The sequence below is a fragment of the Umezawaea sp. genome (assembly GCF_036375055.1).
Taxonomy (GTDB): domain Bacteria; phylum Actinomycetota; class Actinomycetes; order Mycobacteriales; family Pseudonocardiaceae; genus Umezawaea.
Window position 1 is genome coordinate 78,845 of the sequence record NZ_DASUSQ010000112.1, and the last position, 18,227, is coordinate 97,071.

The following is an 18,227-nucleotide window of genomic DNA, read 5'->3' on the forward strand; positions in this document are numbered from 1 at the left end:
ATCGTGCCAGGCCTAGGGTGGGTTTCGTGAGCGTGGTCTTGTTGGCCGAGGATGACCCGGCGATCGCCGATCCACTGTCCCGCGCGCTTCAGCGCGAGGGCTACGCCGTGCACGTCGTGAACGACGGGCCGAGCGCGCTGGAACTGGCCGTCGCCGGGGGCATCGACCTGCTGGTGCTCGACCTCGGACTGCCGGGGATGGACGGTCTGGAGGTGTGCCGAAGACTCCGGTCCGGCGGGCGCGGCGTGCCCGTGCTGATGCTGACGGCCCGGTCGGACGAGGTCGACTTCGTCGTCGGGCTGGACGCGGGGGCGGACGACTACGTCGCCAAGCCGTTCCGGCTGGCCGAGCTGATGGCCCGCATCCGGGCCCTGCTGCGGCGGCGGGCTCCGGGAACGCTGGAGGTCAACGGCGTGCGGATGGACCTGGCCGCGCGGCGGGTGACCGTGGACGGGCGGGAGGTGCAGTTGGCCAACAAGGAGTTCGAGCTGCTGCGGGTGCTGATGCAGCGGTCCGGGCAGGTGGTGAACCGCGACGAGATCCTGTCCGAGGTCTGGAACGACCCTGAGCTGAAGGGCAGCAAGACGCTGGACATGCACATGTCGTGGTTGCGCCGGAAGCTCGGCGACGGGACGTTGAAGTCGGTCGAGAAGCGGATCGCGACCGTTCGCGGTGTCGGCTTCCGGTTCAACGCGGACTAGTGCGCACCCGGATCATGCGGGCGATCATGCTCGCGGTCGCCGTCACCGGGTTCGTGCTGGGCATCCCGTTGGGGTGGTCGGCCTTGCAGCTCGTCGACGACGGCGCCCACTCCGACCTGGCCGCGAGCGCCCGGCGGATAGCCGCCGCGCTCGACGACCAGATCGCCGCGGGCTCGCCCGTCTCGTTGGAGACGGTGCAGGTCGCGATCCCGCAGGGCGCCCACCTGTACGTCCGCTCGAACTCCGGCGAGCAGGAGCTGGGCCCGGACCTGGGCTCGGACGTGCTGTCGGAGGAGGTGCCGATCGCGCAGGGCGGGATCGTGCGGCTGGAGATGCCGTCCGGTCCGATGCGCACCCAGCAGGCGCAGGTCGCGGTGTCGGTGCTGCTGCTGCTCGTGCTGTCCGTCGCGACCGGGACCGTCGTCGCCACGGTCACCGCGCGGAAGCTGTCGCAGCCGCTGGGGCACGTCGCGGCGCGCGCCGCCAGGCTGGGGGCGGGGGACTTCCGCAACGACGACCGGCGGCACGGCGTCGCCGAGCTGGACCTGGTGTCCGAGGCGCTGGACACGTCCGCGGCGGCGTTGGCGCTGCTGGTGCAGCGGGAGCGGGAGCTGGTCGGCGACGTGTCCCACCAGCTCCGGAGCCGGTTGACGGCGTTGCAGCTGCGGTTGGAGGCGTTGGCCGACCACGACGAGCCGGAGACGGCCGCCGAGGCCGGGGCGGCGCTGGAGCAGGCCGAACGGCTGGCCGAGGTGCTGGACGAACTGCTCGCCGCCGCGCGGGCCGCTCGGTCGGTGGACGCGGAGCCGTTGGACCTGCGGGCCGAGCTGACCGCCATCGCCGAGGAGTGGCGGGAGCCGCTGAAGGGTGAGGGGCGGGCGCTCAAGGTGCGCGTGCCGGAGGGGATGCTGGCCCGCGCCACACCGGGGCGGCTGCGGGAGGCGATCGGGGTGCTGCTGGACAACGCCCTGCGGCACGGGGAGGGGTCCGTGGTGCTGTCGGCTCGCAGTGACGAGTCGGCGATCGTGGTGGAGGTGAGCGACGGGGGTGCCGGGGTGCCGGACGAGCTGGCCGGGCACATCTTCGAGCGCGGGGTGTCCGGGGGCGGGTCCACGGGGGTGGGGTTGTCGTTGGCCAGGGCCCTGGTGGACGCGGACGGCGGGCGGCTGGAGCTGTCCACGGCTCGGCCTGCCACGTTCTCGGTGTTCCTGCCCGTGCCCAAGGCTCAGGACGTGGTGGGGGTGGCCTGGCGCACGGACCACTCGCCCCGGTGAGTTGTCGTGGTCTCGCGCCGGTGGGTGCGGGTCGGGTGCGCGTGCCTGCTCGGTCGGTCCCAGCCCCACCCCCAGCCCTAGCTGTGGCCCAGGCCCTCCACGTCCTCCGCGATCTCCGCCGGCGTTCCCTGGCCCTTGCGGGGGCGGGCGTCTGCTTCTGGGAAGACCCACTTCTTGTAGCCGTACCAGCGGAAGGCCATCGCGATCAGCGTGCCGATGATCTGGGCGCTGGCGAAGTCGGCGACTTCTTCCACCAAGCGGCTCACGTGGGGCTCTTGCAGGTCGAAGAGGTAGCGCGAGACGTAGAGCGGTAGCGAGTTCAGGGCGATGCCCACGCCGTTGATCAAGAAGAACAGCAGGGCCTCGTGGTGGCGTTCGCGGCCACCCCTGGTGCGGAACGACCACTCGCGGTTGAGCACGTACGACACGATGGTGGCCACCAGGGTGGCGATGATCTTCGCGGTGACCGGTTTGTCCGTGAGGACGGTCGACTTCAAGCCGATGAAGATGGCCGTGTCGATGATGAAGCAGGTGCCTCCGACCACGGCGAACTTCAGGAGTTCGCGGTGCTTCAGGGCCAGCGAGCGGAACGGTTCCGGGAACCGGAGGACCACATTTTCGACTACGGACACCCAAGCAGTGTACGGAGATCGGCCTAAGACGCAGGTCAGGCCACCTCGCGGTCCTCGGTTCCGGTCACCACCCGCAGCCGCCTGGTCGCTCGGACGACATCCGGGCGGGCGTCGGCCTGGGGGAAGACCCACTTCCTCATGGCCCAGAACTTGAACGCGGTCGCGACGAGCATGCCGATGATCGAGCCGCTGGCGAAGTCGGCGATCTCCTCGGTGACCAGCGAAACCGCGGGGTGCTGGAGGCCGAGGAGGTGGCGTGAGATCCAGAGCGGCAGCAGGTTCAGCCCCACCGAGGCGCCGCTCACGAGGAAGAACAGGGCTGCCTCGTGGTGACGTTCGCGACCCCCGCGGGTGTGGAACGACCACTCGCGGCTCAGCACGTACGACGCGATGACCGCCACCAGGATGCCGATGGCCTTGGCCGTGACGACCTTCTCCTGGAGCACGGTGAGCTTCAGGGCGTACCAGACGCCGTTGTCCACGAGGAACGTTGTTCCGCCCACGACCGCGAACCTGATCAGCTCGCGGTGCTTGTTCAGCAGGAAGCGGAGGGGTTCCGGCAGACGGCCCAAGGCCCGGCGTACGGCTGGCAGCACCGGGGCAGTTTACGGATGCGTGATCGACTGACTACGGAGGGGTCTGGCAGTAGCCCGGCAGCAGGTCGCCCAGCGCAGGCGGCCACCACGGGGGCCTGGGGTGGCACGGCGGTGTCGTCGGGGTGGGCGGGGGTGTGCTGGTGGGCGGCTGCGTCGTGGTCGGCGGGGGCTCGGTGGTCGTGACCGGCGGCGGGGTCGTCGTGGTGACGGGCTCCTCCGGGACCGTCGGTTCGGCGGGCCGGGTCGTCGACGGGTCCGTGGTGGCGGGCGGAGTGGTGGCCTCGGGCTCGGTGCTGGTGGTGGTCGTGGGTGGGACCGTCGTCGTGGTGGTGGGGGGCGTGGTCGGCGGGTCCAGCGGTGGGTGCACGGGTGGGTGGCCGCCGGGGAGCAGCGAGACCGGCACGTCGACGGTCCTGGTCGCCGTGCCGAGGGTGGCGGTGACGCGCACGGTGCCGCCGCGGAACGGCAGGCCGAACGCCCACGCGGACATCCGGTAGGTGCCGTCGCGCTGGAGCTCGGCGCGGCACTCGACGCGGTGCGGCCGGACCGAGCAGCCCGTGTGCGGCGCGACGAGCACGATGTCGTCGTCGGTCGTGAGGGTGAGCGTCATCAGGCCCGCGTTCGTGCCGGTGTTGCGCACCGTCACGTCCAGGCGCGGGTCCCAGAACAGCTCGTGCCACTTGCCGACGGTCAGGGTGAGGTCGTCGCGCACCGGCTGGACCTCGACGGTGACCGTCACCTGGACGGACAGCGTCGCGCCCGCGGTGACCGTGCCGGTGATCACGCCACCGGTGCCCGAGCCGTCGGCCTGGAGGTTGAAGACGAACGTGGCCGTGCCGCCGGGGGCGATGCCCCGCGTGGTCGCGCAGGCGACGACGCCGGTGCCCGCGGGGCAGGTGACCGACTGCTCGGGCACGCCGTCGAGGGCCAGCAGGCGGGCGCCGCCGAACGAGCCGACGGGGCCGACCGAGCGCACGCCGGGCGGCAGGGTCAGCGCGGTGCCTGCCGGTTCCGACGCGGACTCGCCGGTGTTGCGGATGGTGATCGGCAGCGCCTTGGGGGCCTCGCCGGGGACGAGCGTGAACCCGCTGGGCACCGTCGGCACGAGGGTCGCTGGTGTCGGCCGCGGCGGTTCGGCGGGGGGCTCGGCCGGTGGCGTGGGAGCCGGGGCGGGGGCGGGGGCGGGCGGAGCCGGTGACGGCGGGTCCGGCCGCGGCGCGGGGGCGGGTGGTGGGACGGCGGGGGGTGGTGGCACGACCGGCTGCGCGGGCGGGGGCGGCACCGCGGGCTGGCTGGTCACGACGGGGGGCGGTTCGGCGACGGCCGGGAGTTCCTGGCCGCCACCGGCCGTCAGGCCGATCGCGACGGCGACCGCGAGCGCTGCGCCCGAGGCGGCCACGCCGAACAGCTGCCGGGGCAGCGAGCCCAGCGCGCCCGCCGCGCCGCCCGCTCCGGCGGCGCCCGCCGCCGCCGTCACGGCGACGGCCTTGCCCGCTCCGGCCGCGGCCAGGTAGCCGGTGAACCCGATGCCGAGGACCAGCGGCGCGACGACCGCGCGCAGCGAGCCGTTGACGTCGACCAGCTCAGCGGCCAGCGCGCGGCAGCGGTCGCACTCGTCTAGGTGGGCTTCGACCTGGGTGGTCTCGCGCTTGGACAGGCCGCCGCGGGTCCACGCGCCCAGCTTGTCCACGGTGGCGCGGCAGCGGTCGGACGTGGACTCGGTCAGGTGCACCTGGAGGTAGGCCTGGCGCAGGCCCTCGCGGGCGCGGTAGGCGAGCGCGGACACGCCGTTGGCGGTCAGCCCGAGGAGCGGGGCGACGTCGGCGGGCGACTGGCCCTCGATCTCGGTGTGCCACAGCACCGTCTGCCAGCGCTCGGGCAGCCTGGCGAACGCCTGCGCGGCCATCGACCGCTCCAGGCCCGCCACGGCGGTGTCGCTGAACGGCACGCTCACCGCCTCGGTCGACACCCCGGACACGGCGGAGACGTCGTCGGACAGCTCCACCTTCTTGTCGCGGCGGGTCTTGTCGTAGGCGGTGTGCCGCAGAGCGGTCAGGAGGTAGGCGCGGAAGGCCGAGTCCGGACCCCGGCCACCACGGAGAGTGTCCAACACCTTGGCGAACGCCTCGGACACCAGATCGTCCGCCTCGGCCGTGGAACGGGCGAGCTGGCGGGCCAGGTTGTAGGCCGCCGAAACGTGGCGTTCGTACAGCTCGCCGTAGGCGTCGATCTTCCCGCCGCGCACGGAGCCGATCAGCTCCGCGTCGCTCGGTCCCTGGACGTCAGCAGGAACGGTCGCCACGTATTTCCTCCCTCGCAGCGGCCAGTGTGACTCACGACGTAGCGCTGCGTCACCTCAAGGCCCTCGACTGGTTGGGTGAAATCCCGTCACGGAGCACCGCCCGCCGCGTCCCGTCGTAGTGAACCGACCGGGAGGGGAGACGACCCACGTGGCTGTCGCACAGGCGGAACGCGTCTTGAAGTCCAGGTGGCGCACGGCCAGCCTCGCGGCGGGCTGGGCCTTCCCCGGCGACTGGCAGCTGCGGGAGGTCGACGAGGTCTGCGCCGCGATGGTCGACACGATCGACCCCGACGACGCCCTGATCAGGCTCGGGCGGGCCCGCGCCGAGGCCGGTGCGGGTCTCGGGGAGACCCTGCTCGACCTGGCCGCGCTGCACGCGGTCCTCGACGGCGGTGGCGGCATGGTCGCCCCGGACGTCGACGCCCTGCCCGCCCGGATGCTGCGGCTGACCGCGTCGGGCTGGGCCGACGTCCTCACCGAGGAGGCGGTCGACCGCGGCGCGGAGGACCCGCTGACCGGGCTCGCCACCCGCGGCTACCTGCGCACCCGGCTGGGTGAGCTGTACCGCGAACCGGTGGCCCCCGACGAGGGCTACGCGCTCGTGCTGGTCGCGCTCGACCTGACCCGCGCCACCGGCTGGTCGCGCGTGGTCGCGATGACCCTGCTCTCGGACGTGCTGCGGGTGGTCTTCGACGGCGGCGAGACCCTGGCGACGATCGGCCCGTCCGTCGCGGTCGTGCTCACCCGCCGCGACGCGTCGCTGGCGCAGCGGATCTCCACCCTGCGCGTGCTGGCCGCCGACCGCCTGGCCGTCGACCCGCACGTGAGACCCACCGGTCCCGCCAAGGTCTGGTCGGAACACCTCCCCGCGACCCACCAGGACGCGTGCGCGCTCATCACCGCACTGGCCCGCTGACACCGCTCGCGGGGGCGATGACCCACCGGGTGCTGCACCCCCTGTCCAGCACCTCCCACCCCGCCCGGACGCCCGTCGCTCCTCGGAGCGGCGGGCGTTCGCCGTTGCCGGCCTTGACACGTGATCAAGTGATCCAGTTAGCTAGTGTCTTAGTCGAGTAACACAATTGTTCGAGGAGGGTGGCGTGGTCGAGTTCCGCATCGACAAGGCGAGCGGGCTCCCGGCGTACCTCCAGCTCGTCCGGCAGGTCCGGGAGGCGTTGCGGCTCGGCTGGCTGGAGCCGGGGAACCGGCTTCCGACGGTTCGCGACGTCGTCGCGAGCAGCGGGGTGAACGCGAACACCGTGCTGAAGGCCTACCGCGAGTTGGAGAGAGCGGGCCTGGTGGAGGCGAGGCAGGGCTCGGGGACGTTCGTGAGGGCCACCCTGGGATCGGTCGGTCCCGAGGTGATGGAGCGGCTGCGCACCGGGCTGGTCGGCTGGGTCGACGAGGCGCGCGCGGCCGGACTGGAGAACGAGGACATCGACGCGCTGGTCGGGTCGGTGCTCGCCGAGGGGGAGAGGATCGAGGTGCCATGACGACCGCCGTGGTGGGAACCGCAGGCATCGCCGTGCGGGGGCTGGGCAAGAGGTACGGGAGGTCGGTGGCGCTGGAGGACTGCACCTTCGACCTGCCCGCGGGCAGGGTCGCCGCGCTGGTGGGTGCGAACGGCGCGGGCAAGACGACGCTGCTGACCGTCCTCTCCGGACTGTTGAGGGCGGACGCGGGGCGGGTGTCGCTGCGGCCGGACGAGCGGGTGGCGTTCGTGTCGCAGGAGAAGCCGGTGTACAAGCACCTCACGCCCGTGGAGATGCTCCGGCTGGGTGCGCGGCTGAACCTGGTCTGGGACCAGGCGCGGGCGGAGGCGTGGCTCACGCGGTTCGGCGTTCCGCTGGACCGCCGCTGCGGGAAGCTCTCCGGTGGGCAGCGCACGCAGGTCGCGCTGGCCGTGGCGATCGGGTCGCGGCCGACGCTGCTGCTGCTCGACGAGCCGCTCGCGGACCTGGACCCGTTGGCGCGCACCGAGGTGATGCGCGAACTGCTGGGCGAGGTCGCCGAGTCGGGCACGACGGTGGTCCTGTCGACGCACATCGTCACCGAGCTGGCCGGTGTCGCCGACCACCTGCTGCTGCTGGCGCACGGGGAGCTGCTCGTCGGCGGCGACCTGGACGAGCTGCTCGCGTCGCACGTGATGCTGGTGGGACCGAGGGCCGCCGCACCCCCGGTGGAGGGGGAGGTGGTGTGGGACAGGCACTTGGACGGCCAGTCGCTGTTCCTGGTGAAGACGCCGTCCACGCCCGCGGTGTCCGCGCCGTGGGTGGTGCGGCCGGTGACGTTGGAGGACTACGTGCTGGCGCAGCTGTCGGTCACGCGCAAGGGGGGATCGGCATGACGACGACGCTGACGAGGCCGAGGGTGACCACGGGCGACCTGCTCCGGGTGGCGTGGCAGAGGCACCGGGCGCTGGTCCTGGTCTCGACGGTCCTGGTGGTCGCCGCCGCGGTGACGATCGCGTTCGCGGGGGCGAGGACGGACGCGGTGCTGGGGTCGCTCCCCGGCTTCGTCCTCCGGGTGCTCTGGGAGCCCAGGGACGTCAACCTGCTGTTCGGGGCGGCCGTCGCGGTGTTCTGGGGGGCACCGCTGGTGGCGCGCGAGCACGAGGCCAGGACGGCACTCGTGGCGTGGGGGCAGGACGTCCCGCCCGGTCGCTGGCTGACCGGTCAGGTGGCGCTGCTCGGAGCCGTCGCGTCCTGCCTCGCCGCGGTGCTCTGGCTGGCCGAGGTGCAGCTCGTCGACAAGATCCGCGAGCTGAGCGACGACCGGCTCTACCAGCCGTTCACGACCTGGTTCGAGGTCGCTCCGCAACTGCTGGTCTCCTACGCGCTCTTCGGGTTCGCCCTCGGTGCGGCGACGGGCACCCTGCTCCGGCGGACCCTGCCGTCGATGGCGGTCGCGCTGGTCGTGTTCGGCGGCGCGCGGCTCGCGGTGATGGAGTGGGGGCGCGAGCACTTCCTGCCACCGGTGCGCACGTTCGAGCCGTGGAGCGACGACCACAGGTCGCAGGTGACCGACCACGCGCTGTACGTCGACAGCGGGTACGCCGACGCGAACGGCGTCCCGATCGACTACCAGGACGCCTGGGGCTGCGGCGACCGGGTGGGATCGGCGGGGCAGCTCGACTGCCTCAAGGCCAACGGGGTGGCGGGCCACTACGCCGACTTCCAGCCCGTGGACCGGCTCGACCTGTTCCGGTGGATCGAGGCGGGGGTCTTCCTCGTCCTCGCGGCCGGGCTGCTGGCGCTGGCCTGGTACTGGGTCGGGCGGGCCCGTCGGGTGTAGCCGGTGTCGGGAGTCCACGTTTGTGCAGGTAGAGTGACCGTCCCGTGGACTCCCGTACCGGCCTTCCCGTTGTCGGAATGATCGGCGGCGGCCAGCTCGCCCGCATGACCCACCAGGCGGCCATCCCGCTCGGCCAGTCGTTGCGCGTGCTCGCCGTCTCCGACTCCGATCCCGCCGCCCTCGTCGCACGAGACGTCGTGCTCGGCACGCACACCGACCTGGACGCGCTGCGCGCGTTCGCCAAGGGCTGCGAGGTGGTCACCTTCGACCACGAGCACGTGCCCGGCGAGCACCTGCGGACGCTGGTCGCCGAGGGGGTGAAGGTGCACCCCGGTCCCGACGCGCTGATCCACGCGCAGGACAAGCTGGTGATGCGCCGCAAGCTCTCCGGACTCGGGCTGCCCGTCCCGCCGTTCGCCGAGGTGGACGCCCCTGCGGACGCGCTCGCGTTCGGCGCCGAGCACGGCTGGCCGTGCGTGCTGAAGGCCGTGCGCGGCGGCTACGACGGCAAGGGCGTGTGGATGTTGAACACGCCGCACAGCGCGCAGACCGTGGTCGAGGAGCTGCTGGCCGCGGGCACGCCGCTGATGGTCGAGCAGTGCGTGCCGATGCGCCGCGAGCTGGCCGCGCTGGTGGCGCGCTCGCCGTTCGGCCAGGGCGCCGCGTGGCCGCTGGTGGAGACCGTGCAGTCCGACGGCATCTGCGTCGAGGTCCTGGCGCCCGCGCCGTCCGTCGACCCCGGTGTCGCCGAGGCCGCGCAGGAGCTGGCGCTGCGCGTGGCCGACGAGCTGGGCGTCGTCGGGCTGCTGGCCGTGGAGCTGTTCGAGACCGCGGACGGCGTCGTGGTGAACGAGCTGGCCATGCGCCCGCACAACTCCGGCCACTGGACCATCGAGGGGTCGCGCACCTCGCAGTTCGAGCAGCACCTGCGGGCCGTCCTGGACTACCCCCTCGGCGTGACCGACCTGGCTGCCCCCGCCGTCGTGATGGCCAACGTCCTCGGCGCGGCCGACGCCCCGAAGATGGGCCCCGACGAGCGGCTGCACCACCTGTTCGCCCGGTTCCCCGACGCGCACGTGCACCTGTACGGCAAGGCGGAGCGGCCGGGCCGCAAGATCGGCCACGTGACGCTGCTCGGGGACAGCATGGACGCCGTGCGCGAACGGGCGAAGCTCGCCGCGCACTGGCTGTCCGACGGCGTGTGGCTGGACGGGTACGACATCCACGGAGGGCAGCAGCAGTGACGCAGGTCGGCGTGATCATGGGAAGCGACTCGGACTGGCCGGTGATGAAGGCCGCCGCCGAGGCGCTCGCCGAGTTCGACGTGCCGTACGAGGTCAGCGTGGTGTCGGCGCACCGGACCCCGCAGCGGATGATCGACTACGCGCGCTCGGCCGCAGGCCGTGGCCTCAGGGCGATCATCGCGGGAGCGGGCGGCGCGGCCCACCTGCCCGGCATGGTGGCCTCGACCACGGTGCTGCCGGTCATCGGCGTGCCCGTGCCGCTGAAGTACCTGGACGGCATGGACTCGCTGCTGTCGATCGTGCAGATGCCCGCGGGCATCCCGGTCGCCACGATGGCCGTCGGCGGCGCCCGCAACGCGGGTCTGCTGGCCGTGCGCATCCTCGCCGCGTCCGATCCGGCGCTCCAGGAGCGCGTGGCCGCGTTCCAGGCGGACCTGGAGCGGATGGTGCTCGACAAGGACGCGGCGCTGCAAAAAGCGCTCTGATCGGCGGACGGGTGCCTTCCGGCGTGTCGAAAGGCACCCGTGCGCGGGGATGTGAACGCGCGCTAACATCGTCCCAGTAGGCCCTACTGGGAGGTAACAAGTGGACCCGAGCTTCGGCACGTACCAGCTCGCCGAGGAGCACGACGCGCTGCGCGAAGCCGTCCGCTCGCTCGCCGACAAGGAGATCGCGCCCCACGCGGCCGACGTCGACGAGAACGAGCGCTTCCCGGTCGAGGCGCTCAACGCGCTGGTCAAGTCCGGTTTCGCCGCCGTGCACGTGCCCGAGGCGTACGAGGGCCAGGGCGCCGACTCCGTCGCCACCTGCATCGTCATCGAGGAGGTCGCGCGCGTCTGCGCGTCGTCCTCGCTGATCCCGGCGGTCAACAAGCTCGGCACCATGCCGATCCTGCTGTCCGCGTCCGAGGAGCTGAAGCAGCTCGTCATGCCGACCATCGCCTCCGGCGAGGCCATGGCGTCCTACGCGCTGAGCGAGCGCGAGGCCGGTTCGGACACCGCCTCCATGCGCACCCGCGCCCTCCTGGACGGCGACCACTGGGTGCTCAACGGCACCAAGTGCTGGATCACCAACGCGGGCGAGTCCACCTGGTACACCGTCATGGCGGTCACCGACCCCAAGGCGGAGAAGAAGTCCAACGGCATCTCCGCGTTCGTCGTCCACAAGGACGACCCCGGCTTCGTCGTCGGTTCCAAGGAGCGCAAGCTCGGCATCAAGGGCTCACCCACCCGCGAGATCCACTTCGAGAACTGCACCATCCCGGCGGACCGGATCATCGGCGAACCCGGCACCGGCCTGAAGACCGCCCTCCGCACCCTCGACCACACCCGCCCGACCATCGGCGCGCAGGCCGTCGGCATCGCGCAGGGCGCGCTCGAAGCCGCCATCGCGTACGTCAAGGACCGCAAGCAGTTCGGCAAGGCCGTGGCCGAGTTCCAGGGCGTCCAGTTCATGCTGGCCGACATGGCGATGAAGATCGAGGCCGCGCGCCACATGGTCTACGTCGCCGCAGCCAAGGCCGAGCGGGGCGAACCCAACATCGGCTTCATCACCGCCGCCGCCAAGTGCTACGCCTCGGACGTGGCGATGGAGGTCACGACCGACGCCGTGCAGCTGTTCGGCGGAGCGGGCTACACCCGCGACTTCCCGGTCGAGCGGATGATGCGCGACGCGAAGATCACCCAGATCTACGAGGGCACCAACCAGATCCAGCGCGTCGTGATGTCGCGGGCGCTGCTGAAGGGCTGAGGTTGCCGGGTCGAAGGGCGTGACTCCCACCGGGTCACGCCCTTCGGCGTCTCCCGGTCCGCGTGCAGGAGGAGAATCGGAGGCTCCGCAGACTAGGAGAGGAGTTCCGATGCGCATCCTCGGCCCACCCCCGGTAGGCGTCACCCTCGATTCCATCCAAGCCCGACTTCCCTCGGCGGGCGCGAACGGCCTGTTCGTCACGAGCATGGCCCCGGCGCTCTGGGCCGCCGCCGTGAAGTACGCCGTCGACCCGGTGGGGATGATCGCCCAGTCCCTGAAGGAGACCGCGGGCGGTGCGTTCACCGGCAAGGTGCGGCCGGAGTTCTACAACACGGCGGGCATCAAGATCCGTCATCCCAACGTCGTGCCGGGCGTCACCGACGGCGACAACCCGCTCGCGCACGCGATGTTCGCGAACTGGGCCGTGGGTGCCGAAGCGCACGCCCAGCACCTGCGCGCCTACACCGGTGCCCTGGTCGAGGGCCACCTGGTCGTGGATCCCCGCCTGGTGTTCGTGGTGGGCAGGTACCGCGTCGAGGAGTTCGAGGAGCTGGGCGGGAAGTGGGCGCCCTCGCCGAACTACGGCAACGAGATCGTGGCCATCGCCGACAGGCTCCTTGAAGGCTGACCACGTCCGGTCCGTCGGCGGGCGTGGGGCCACGGCCGCCGACAGGCCGGTGGTGAGCAGCGTCACCGCCTGGCGAATTCTGCCCGGCGCGCAAACGCTTGCCCAATTCTGACAGCGTTTCGACAGCTCTGATCCACTCGAAACGGTGTTCGGATTCCCTAGAGTCTCGTTCAAATCCGAACGAACAACGGGAAGAGTGAGCATGGAGCGCGTGCGGGACTTGGCTGCACTGATCGGGCGACTGGGCGTTGGTGCGGTGTTCATCGCGCACGGCTGGCAGAAGTTCTTCGAGTACGGCATGGACGGCACGGCCGCGTCGTTCGTGCAGATGGGCATCCCCGCCGCCACGGCGTCCGCCTGGTTCGCGGCGGTCGTGGAGCTGGTGGGCGGGGCGATGCTGCTGGTCGGCGCGGCCCTGCCGGTGGCGGGCTCGCTGCTGGCGCTGAACATGGCGGGCGCGCTGGTGCTGGTGCACCTGGAGCACGGGATGCTGGCGCCCAACGGCTACCAGCTGGTGCTGGTGCTCGCGGTGGCCGCGCTGGCGCTCGGGTTCAACGGCGGCGCGTACTCCGTGGACGAGGTCCTCCGGAAGTCCCGCACGCGGGAGCCGGTCCCCGCCTGAGACGACGCCGTGGGGGCCCTCGACGCCCCCACGGCTACCGTCCAGGCCCATGGACAGCCGGATCAGGTCGCTGCTGCCGACCCTCCTGACCGACCTCGCCCTGCCCCTCGGCGGCTACTACCTGCTGCGCCACCTCGGCGTCGACGACTGGGTCGCGCTGGCCGCGGGCGGGGCGGTGTCCGGCCTCCTGCTGCTGGTCGGGGTCGTGCGGAGCCGTCGGGTCGACGGGGTCGCGGCGCTCGTGCTCGGGCTGTTCGCCCTCGGGCTGCTGACCCTGTTCCTCACGGGCGACGCGCGGTTCGTGATCGCCAAGGACTCGCTGATCAGCCTCGTGCTGGGCCTGGTGTTCCTCGGGTCGCTGCTCGCCCGCAGACCGCTGCTGCTGGCGTTCGTGGCGAAGACCGCGCCCGCCGTCGAGGAGCGGTACCGCGAGTCGCCCGCGGTGCGGCGCACGGTCCGCTTCGCCACGCTCCTGTGGGGCGCGGGTCTGCTGTTCGACGCCGCGGTGCGGGTGCCGCTGGCGTACACGCTGCCGGTCGACGTGATGGTGGTCGGTTCACCGCTGCTGACCGTGCTCGTGGTCGCGGTGCTCATCGTCGTGACGCGCGGGTACGCCAAGCGGCAGCACGACTAGCGCGGTGGCCGCGCTCCTCACCGGGTTTCGCGCGGTTCAGGGCGAAACCCGGTGGGGGTCAGCGCACTAGGCCGCGAAACCGCCGTCCACGTTGATCACCGCGCCGGTCGTGTACCGGGAGTCCGGCCCGGCCAGGTGGGCGATGGTGGCGGCGATGTCGTCCGCCGTGGCGTAGTGGCCCAGCGCCGTGAAGCTCCGGATCTCGTCGGCCATCGGGCCGTCGGCCGGGTTCGCGGCGGTGTCGGTCGGGCCGGGGTGGACGAGGTTCACCGTGATGCCCCTCGGCCCCAGTTCCCGCGCCAGGCCCTTGGTCAGCCCGACGAGCGCCGTCTTGCTCATGGCGTACAGGCTGAAGCCGGGGAACGCCGCCCGCTCGGCCATGTTGCTGCCGATGCTGATGATCCGCCCGCCGTCCCGCATGTGCGCCGCGGCAGCCCGCGCCGCCACGAACGGCGCCCGCACGTTCACCGCCACCGTGCGGTCGAACTCCTCGGGCCCCATGTCCTCCACCGGGCCGAAGATGAACACGGCCGCGTTGTTGACGAGGACGTCGATCCGGCCGAACTCCTCGACCGTCCGCTCCACCACGCCCGTCACGGCGTCGACGTCGCCGCTGTCCGTCCGCACGGCCAGTCCGCGGCGGCCCGCGGCCTCGATGCGGCCGACCACGGCGGCGGCGCTGTCCTTGTCGGTCTCGTAGGTGAGCACCACGTCGGCGCCCTGCCGCGCCAACCGCACGGCCACCGCGGCGCCGATGCCTCGGCTGCCGCCGGTGACCAGTGCGACCTTGCCCTCGATCTCGTTCATGACCTCAGCCTGACCGAGCCGAACCCCTTTGTCCGGCGGGAAAACGACGTGGAGCCTAGGCCGCGCCGCCCAGTTCCACGGTGGTCTTCTCGCTGATCCGCCTGGCGGGCAGCAGGTCCGCGTTCAGGTTGCTGCACTGCACCAGGGAAGCGCCGCCCGCGAGCACGGCGAGCAGACCGTTGAGCAACCCGTCCGGCTGGTCCCACTCCACAGTGGACAGCACGCGGGTGTCGAGGCCGATGCCCAGCATCTCCGCGCGGCTGCGGGCTTCGGCGACGATGTCGTCCACGGTGGACGCACCGAGGGCGGGTGTGGTGCCGGGCGTCGGCGCGTAGGGCGTGAAGTCGTCGCCGTACACGCGGACGTCGTCGAGGAAGTCGACCGCGCCGCCCAGCTCCTGGCCGCGCAGGCCGAGGCCCATCGGGTGCAGCGAGGCGACGGCGACCACGTCGGCGCCCGGAGCGGTGCCGCCGGGCGCGACGAACGCGACCTTGGCGCCGTTCGGGTCGTCGGTCACGGTCGCGCCGCACCACCAGGCCCCGAGCAGCACGCCCGCGGTCTGCCAGTGCGCGGGCAGCAGCACGGCGACCCGGTCACCGGGCTCGACGTCGTGCTCGTCGCGCAGCCAGTTCGCCGTCTTGGCGGCCCAGTTGGCGATGGTCGCGCGCGACAGCTCGACCCGCGAGCCGTCCGCGTCGTCGTAGTGGGTGATCAGCGGTCGCCCAGGCCCGGCGGCCAGCAGCGGCGCGAACAGAGCTTCGGTGACGCTCACAGTGGTGCATCTCCTAGTCGACGCAAGGCACTTCCGGCTGGACGACGCGGTGCGCGCCGTCCAGACCGACCACCTTGCCACCCGCCATCCGCTGCGTCGGGCTCGGGGGCGTGCTCGGCGTCGTGCTCGGTGTGCCGGGCACCAGCGTGGAGCCGAGCAGCTGCCCGACGAAGGCCTTCACGGCGGCCACGTCGACCCGCACGATGCTCTGGCCCTTGTCGCTCACGGCGTTGACGTCGACCACCGGGATGGTGGCGAACTCGACGGCCCCGCCCGCGACGCCCCTGGCCTGCTGGGCGAGCGTGACGAGGTCGAGCCCCTCGTCCACCACGATCGACTTGGTGACCGCGTCCAGCAGCCCGGTGAGCTTGGCCTGGTCGGTGAACGTGCCCGCGGACAGCAGCTCCGAGACGGCGGCGGACAGGAACACCTGCTGCCGCCGGATCCGCCCGAGGTCGCCGCCGGGCAGGTTGCGCTGCCGCACGAACGCCAGCGCGTCGCCCCCGTTGACCCGCTGACGGCCCGCCCTGAAGTTCGCGCCGGACGCCGGGTCGCTGGTGCCCGCGTTCAGGCACACCTCGACGCCGCCGATGACCTGGGTGAGCAGGTAGAAGCCGTAGAGGTTGATCTCCGCGTAGTGGTCGACGCGGATCCCGGTCAGCTCCTGCACGACCTGGATGAGCGCGCGCCGACCGGCCTGGTCGCCCTGCTTCTCGCGCTCGGACCGGTCGCCGACGCCCTCGTTCTCCAGCCGCCGCACGGTGGCGTACTTCGTCAGGCCGTACGCCCCGTTGATCTTGTCCTCGCCGACGCCGGGGATCGGCACGTAGGTGTCGCGCGGGATCGAGATGGCCGTGGCCTTCCCGCCGTCGTGGGGGACGCGCAGCACGATGATCGTGTCGGTGTTCAGGCCGTCGGACGCCTCCGTGCGCAACTGGCGCAGCACGTCGGCGGGCAGCGGGTTCCCCTGCGCGTCGGTGCGGCTGTCGCTGCCGACGAGCAGGATGTCCGTCGCGCCGTCCAGCACCGGCGGGGAGTTCGGCACGGTCGAGAGGTCGGCGAGCACGTCGGTGGTGTTGACGCTCTCCTGCACCCGCTTCAAGGTGGCCCAGCCGTACCCCGAGCCCGCGAGCACGGTCGCCGACAGCAGGGCGATCAGCACGCGCACCGTCACGGTCAGGGCAGACCTCAAGACGTCCTCCTCGGTCGTGACAGGGGTGAACGTCAAGGCTAACCAGCGGATGACCCCTCACGTGGACTTCTTCACCGAACAGAGGCTCAGTTCACGTCGCCGAGCAGAGGCTCAGTTCACGCAGGCGAGCCCACCGGCGGTGATGGCGGGAGGGGCCGAGGAGGTCGGCGAGCCGGGGACCGACGTGCCGGGCGTGCCCGCGGGGTCCGACCGGTCCTCGACGGGGTTGTAGTCCGCGCCGACGTAGATCGAGACCTGGTTCCTGGTCAGCGAATCGTCCTCCTCGACGGTCGCGCCGCCGAACTCCTTCGAGAGCTTCTCCGCGACGGCCTTGTCGCCGGGCGCGTAGCGGATCACCGTCGAGTCGAGGAACGTCGGGGCCGAGAGCGCCTGGCCGCGCTGATAACCCTTGCCCACCAACGTCTCCAGCACGGTCGCCGCGAGCTTCGCGATCCCCGACGCGTTGTACACCTGCACGGTCACCCTGTCGTTCGGGGTGACCGGGGTGTTCGACGCCGAGGTGCTGGGCGCCGAGCTCTCGTCGCCCGCCAGGTTCTTGATGAAGTTCTTCACCTTCACCGGGTCGACCTGGAGCACGTTGCCGTCACCGTAGGTGTCCATGGTGTCGCCGACCGGGATCGTGCGGAACTCGATGTTGCCGCTCACCAGGCCCTGCATCTGCTCGGCGAACGTCGTGATGTCCCAGCCCGCGCTCAGCACCACGGACTTCTGCACGGCAGCGACGAGCGCGTCGAGCTGGTCGATGTCGGTGAGCATGCCGGTCGACAGGACCTTCTTCGCCAGCGCGCCGATGAACGCCTGCTGCCGGGCGATGCGGTCGAGGTCGCCGCCGGGCAGGCCCTCGCGCTGCCGCACGAACGACAGCGCCAGCGCGCCCTCGATCGTCTGCGGGCCCGCGACGAAGTTCGCGCCGGACTTGTAGTCGCTGGTGGCCTGGTTCACGCAGACCTCGACGCCGCCGATGGCCTTGGTGACCTCGTAGAAGCTCGCCAGGTTCACCTCGGCGTACCGGTCGATGGTGACGGCGCCGCCGGTGAGGTTCTCGATGGTCTTGATGAGCGTCTTGCGGCCCGCGGTCGTGGACTCGACGTTGATCTTGGCCTGGTCCGCGCCCTGCGCGGCGAGCTCCTCCGCGACGGTGTTCTTCTGCCGGGCGAACGCGGAGTTCAGCTTGTGCTTGCCGAAGCCGTCCGCGATCTCGACGTAGGAGTCGCGCGGGAACGAGAACGCCCGCGCGCGGGTGCCGTCGACCGGGATGTGCACCAGGATCATCGTGTCGGTGTTCATCTCGCCGTCGGCGACGCCACCGCTGAGGAGGTCGAGCACCTCGGGCGCCAGCGGGTTGCCCTGCATGTCGACGCGGCTGTCGATGCCGACCAGCAGGATGTCGACCGCGCCGTCCAGCGGCTTGCGCCCGACGCCGCCCGGCTCCTCGCCCATCTGGGCGGAGATCACGTCGGTCGTCGTCGTGCCCTGGTCCAGGTTGCGCAGGAAGTTCCAGCCGTACCAGGTGACCACCATCACAGCGGCGGACAGCAGTGCCAGGAAGGAACGCCCCGTGATGAGAAGTGCTCGGAGCGTGGTCGAACGCCGGCGTGCGGCGTTCGCTTCGACCCGAATAGGTCCTGGTTGCTCGCTCGCCAGTGGCGGTCTGCCCTCCACGAGTGGTGCCTCCCCCGTGCGTGGTGCTCTCAGCAAAGATTAGTGGGCCAGGTGCCATGAGCGCTGGTAGTTCCTCTTATACGGGAGACGCTGTAAC

At 71.7% G+C, this 18,227-nt stretch carries 19 protein-coding genes; 12 read left to right on the plus strand and 7 right to left on the minus strand.

The window, feature by feature from the left end:
• Positions 1-26 precede the first annotated feature (26 nt).
• Positions 27-701, plus strand: coding sequence for a response regulator transcription factor (locus tag VFZ92_RS28860; protein WP_330879206.1), 675 nt, complete (start codon positions 27-29; stop codon positions 699-701).
• On the plus strand, positions 701-1,975 hold the full coding sequence (locus tag VFZ92_RS28865; protein ID WP_330879208.1) for an ATP-binding protein: 1,275 nt from the start codon (positions 701-703) through the stop codon (positions 1,973-1,975). The genes VFZ92_RS28860 and VFZ92_RS28865 overlap by 1 nt, the downstream gene beginning before the upstream one ends.
• Before the next feature lie 77 nt (positions 1,976-2,052).
• Here the strand turns inward: VFZ92_RS28865 and VFZ92_RS28870 are convergent, their stop codons facing one another.
• The 3 genes from VFZ92_RS28870 to VFZ92_RS28880 are packed head-to-tail and all read right to left on the minus strand — an operon-like array spanning position 2,053 to position 5,505.
• Complete coding sequence (locus VFZ92_RS28870; protein ID WP_330879209.1) at positions 2,053-2,607, minus strand: GtrA family protein; 555 nt, start codon at positions 2,605-2,607, stop codon at positions 2,053-2,055.
• Positions 2,608-2,642: 35 nt separating this feature from the next.
• Entirely contained in the window at positions 2,643-3,200 is a 558-nt protein-coding gene (locus VFZ92_RS28875) for a GtrA family protein (protein WP_330879255.1), read from the minus strand.
• A gap of 34 nt (positions 3,201-3,234) precedes the next feature.
• Complete coding sequence (locus tag VFZ92_RS28880; protein WP_330879210.1) at positions 3,235-5,505, minus strand: sigma-70 family RNA polymerase sigma factor; 2,271 nt, start codon at positions 5,503-5,505, stop codon at positions 3,235-3,237.
• A gap of 148 nt (positions 5,506-5,653) precedes the next feature.
• On the opposite strand from VFZ92_RS28880, the gene VFZ92_RS28885 reads away from it, so the two are divergent.
• The 10 genes from VFZ92_RS28885 to VFZ92_RS28930 all read left to right on the plus strand — a co-directional run bounded on the left by VFZ92_RS28885 (position 5,654) and on the right by VFZ92_RS28930 (position 13,676).
• Positions 5,654-6,421, plus strand: a complete 768-nt coding sequence (locus VFZ92_RS28885; protein WP_330879211.1) for a GGDEF domain-containing protein — start codon at positions 5,654-5,656, stop codon at positions 6,419-6,421.
• Positions 6,422-6,605: 184 nt separating this feature from the next.
• Positions 6,606-6,998, plus strand: coding sequence for a GntR family transcriptional regulator (locus tag VFZ92_RS28890; RefSeq protein WP_330879212.1), 393 nt, complete (start codon positions 6,606-6,608; stop codon positions 6,996-6,998).
• On the plus strand, positions 6,995-7,852 hold the full coding sequence (locus VFZ92_RS28895) for an ABC transporter ATP-binding protein (protein ID WP_330879213.1): 858 nt from the start codon (positions 6,995-6,997) through the stop codon (positions 7,850-7,852). Before VFZ92_RS28890 ends, VFZ92_RS28895 begins: the two co-directional genes overlap by 4 nt.
• Entirely contained in the window at positions 7,849-8,799 is a 951-nt protein-coding gene (locus VFZ92_RS28900; protein WP_330879214.1) for a hypothetical protein, read from the plus strand. Before VFZ92_RS28895 ends, VFZ92_RS28900 begins: the two co-directional genes overlap by 4 nt.
• Positions 8,800-8,843: 44 nt before the next feature.
• Complete coding sequence (locus VFZ92_RS28905) at positions 8,844-10,043, plus strand: 5-(carboxyamino)imidazole ribonucleotide synthase (RefSeq protein WP_330879215.1); 1,200 nt, start codon at positions 8,844-8,846, stop codon at positions 10,041-10,043.
• Positions 10,040-10,528: a 5-(carboxyamino)imidazole ribonucleotide mutase gene (gene purE, locus VFZ92_RS28910; RefSeq protein ID WP_330879216.1), complete on the plus strand. Its 489-nt coding sequence runs from the start codon at positions 10,040-10,042 to the stop codon at positions 10,526-10,528. The genes VFZ92_RS28905 and purE overlap by 4 nt, the downstream gene beginning before the upstream one ends.
• Before the next feature lie 100 nt (positions 10,529-10,628).
• Positions 10,629-11,792 carry an acyl-CoA dehydrogenase gene (locus VFZ92_RS28915; RefSeq protein WP_330879217.1) on the plus strand — a complete coding sequence of 388 codons (1,164 nt, stop codon included), beginning with the start codon at positions 10,629-10,631 and terminating at the stop codon, positions 11,790-11,792.
• 109 nt (positions 11,793-11,901) lie between these two features.
• Positions 11,902-12,420, plus strand: coding sequence for a glucosaminidase domain-containing protein (locus VFZ92_RS28920; protein WP_330879218.1), 519 nt, complete (start codon positions 11,902-11,904; stop codon positions 12,418-12,420).
• A gap of 202 nt (positions 12,421-12,622) precedes the next feature.
• A complete protein-coding gene (locus VFZ92_RS28925) occupies positions 12,623-13,042 on the plus strand; it encodes a DoxX family protein (protein ID WP_330879219.1) in 420 nt (139 codons plus the stop codon).
• Between the two features lie 49 nt (positions 13,043-13,091).
• Entirely contained in the window at positions 13,092-13,676 is a 585-nt protein-coding gene (locus tag VFZ92_RS28930; RefSeq protein ID WP_330879220.1) for a VC0807 family protein, read from the plus strand.
• 66 nt (positions 13,677-13,742) lie between these two features.
• Here VFZ92_RS28930 and VFZ92_RS28935 read toward each other — a convergent pair whose 3' ends face one another.
• From VFZ92_RS28935 to VFZ92_RS28950, 4 genes are all read right to left on the minus strand, one after another.
• Positions 13,743-14,483, minus strand: coding sequence for a 3-oxoacyl-ACP reductase family protein (locus VFZ92_RS28935; protein ID WP_330879221.1), 741 nt, complete (start codon positions 14,481-14,483; stop codon positions 13,743-13,745).
• A gap of 55 nt (positions 14,484-14,538) precedes the next feature.
• On the minus strand, positions 14,539-15,255 hold the full coding sequence (locus tag VFZ92_RS28940) for a TIGR03089 family protein (RefSeq protein WP_330879222.1): 717 nt from the start codon (positions 15,253-15,255) through the stop codon (positions 14,539-14,541).
• A gap of 13 nt (positions 15,256-15,268) precedes the next feature.
• Entirely contained in the window at positions 15,269-16,447 is a 1,179-nt protein-coding gene (locus tag VFZ92_RS28945; protein ID WP_330879223.1) for an LCP family protein, read from the minus strand.
• 111 nt (positions 16,448-16,558) lie between these two features.
• Positions 16,559-17,989 (minus strand): LCP family protein, encoded by a 1,431-nt coding sequence (locus tag VFZ92_RS28950; protein ID WP_330879224.1) that lies wholly within the window; start codon positions 17,987-17,989, stop codon positions 16,559-16,561.
• Positions 17,990-18,227: the final 238 nt, after the last annotated feature.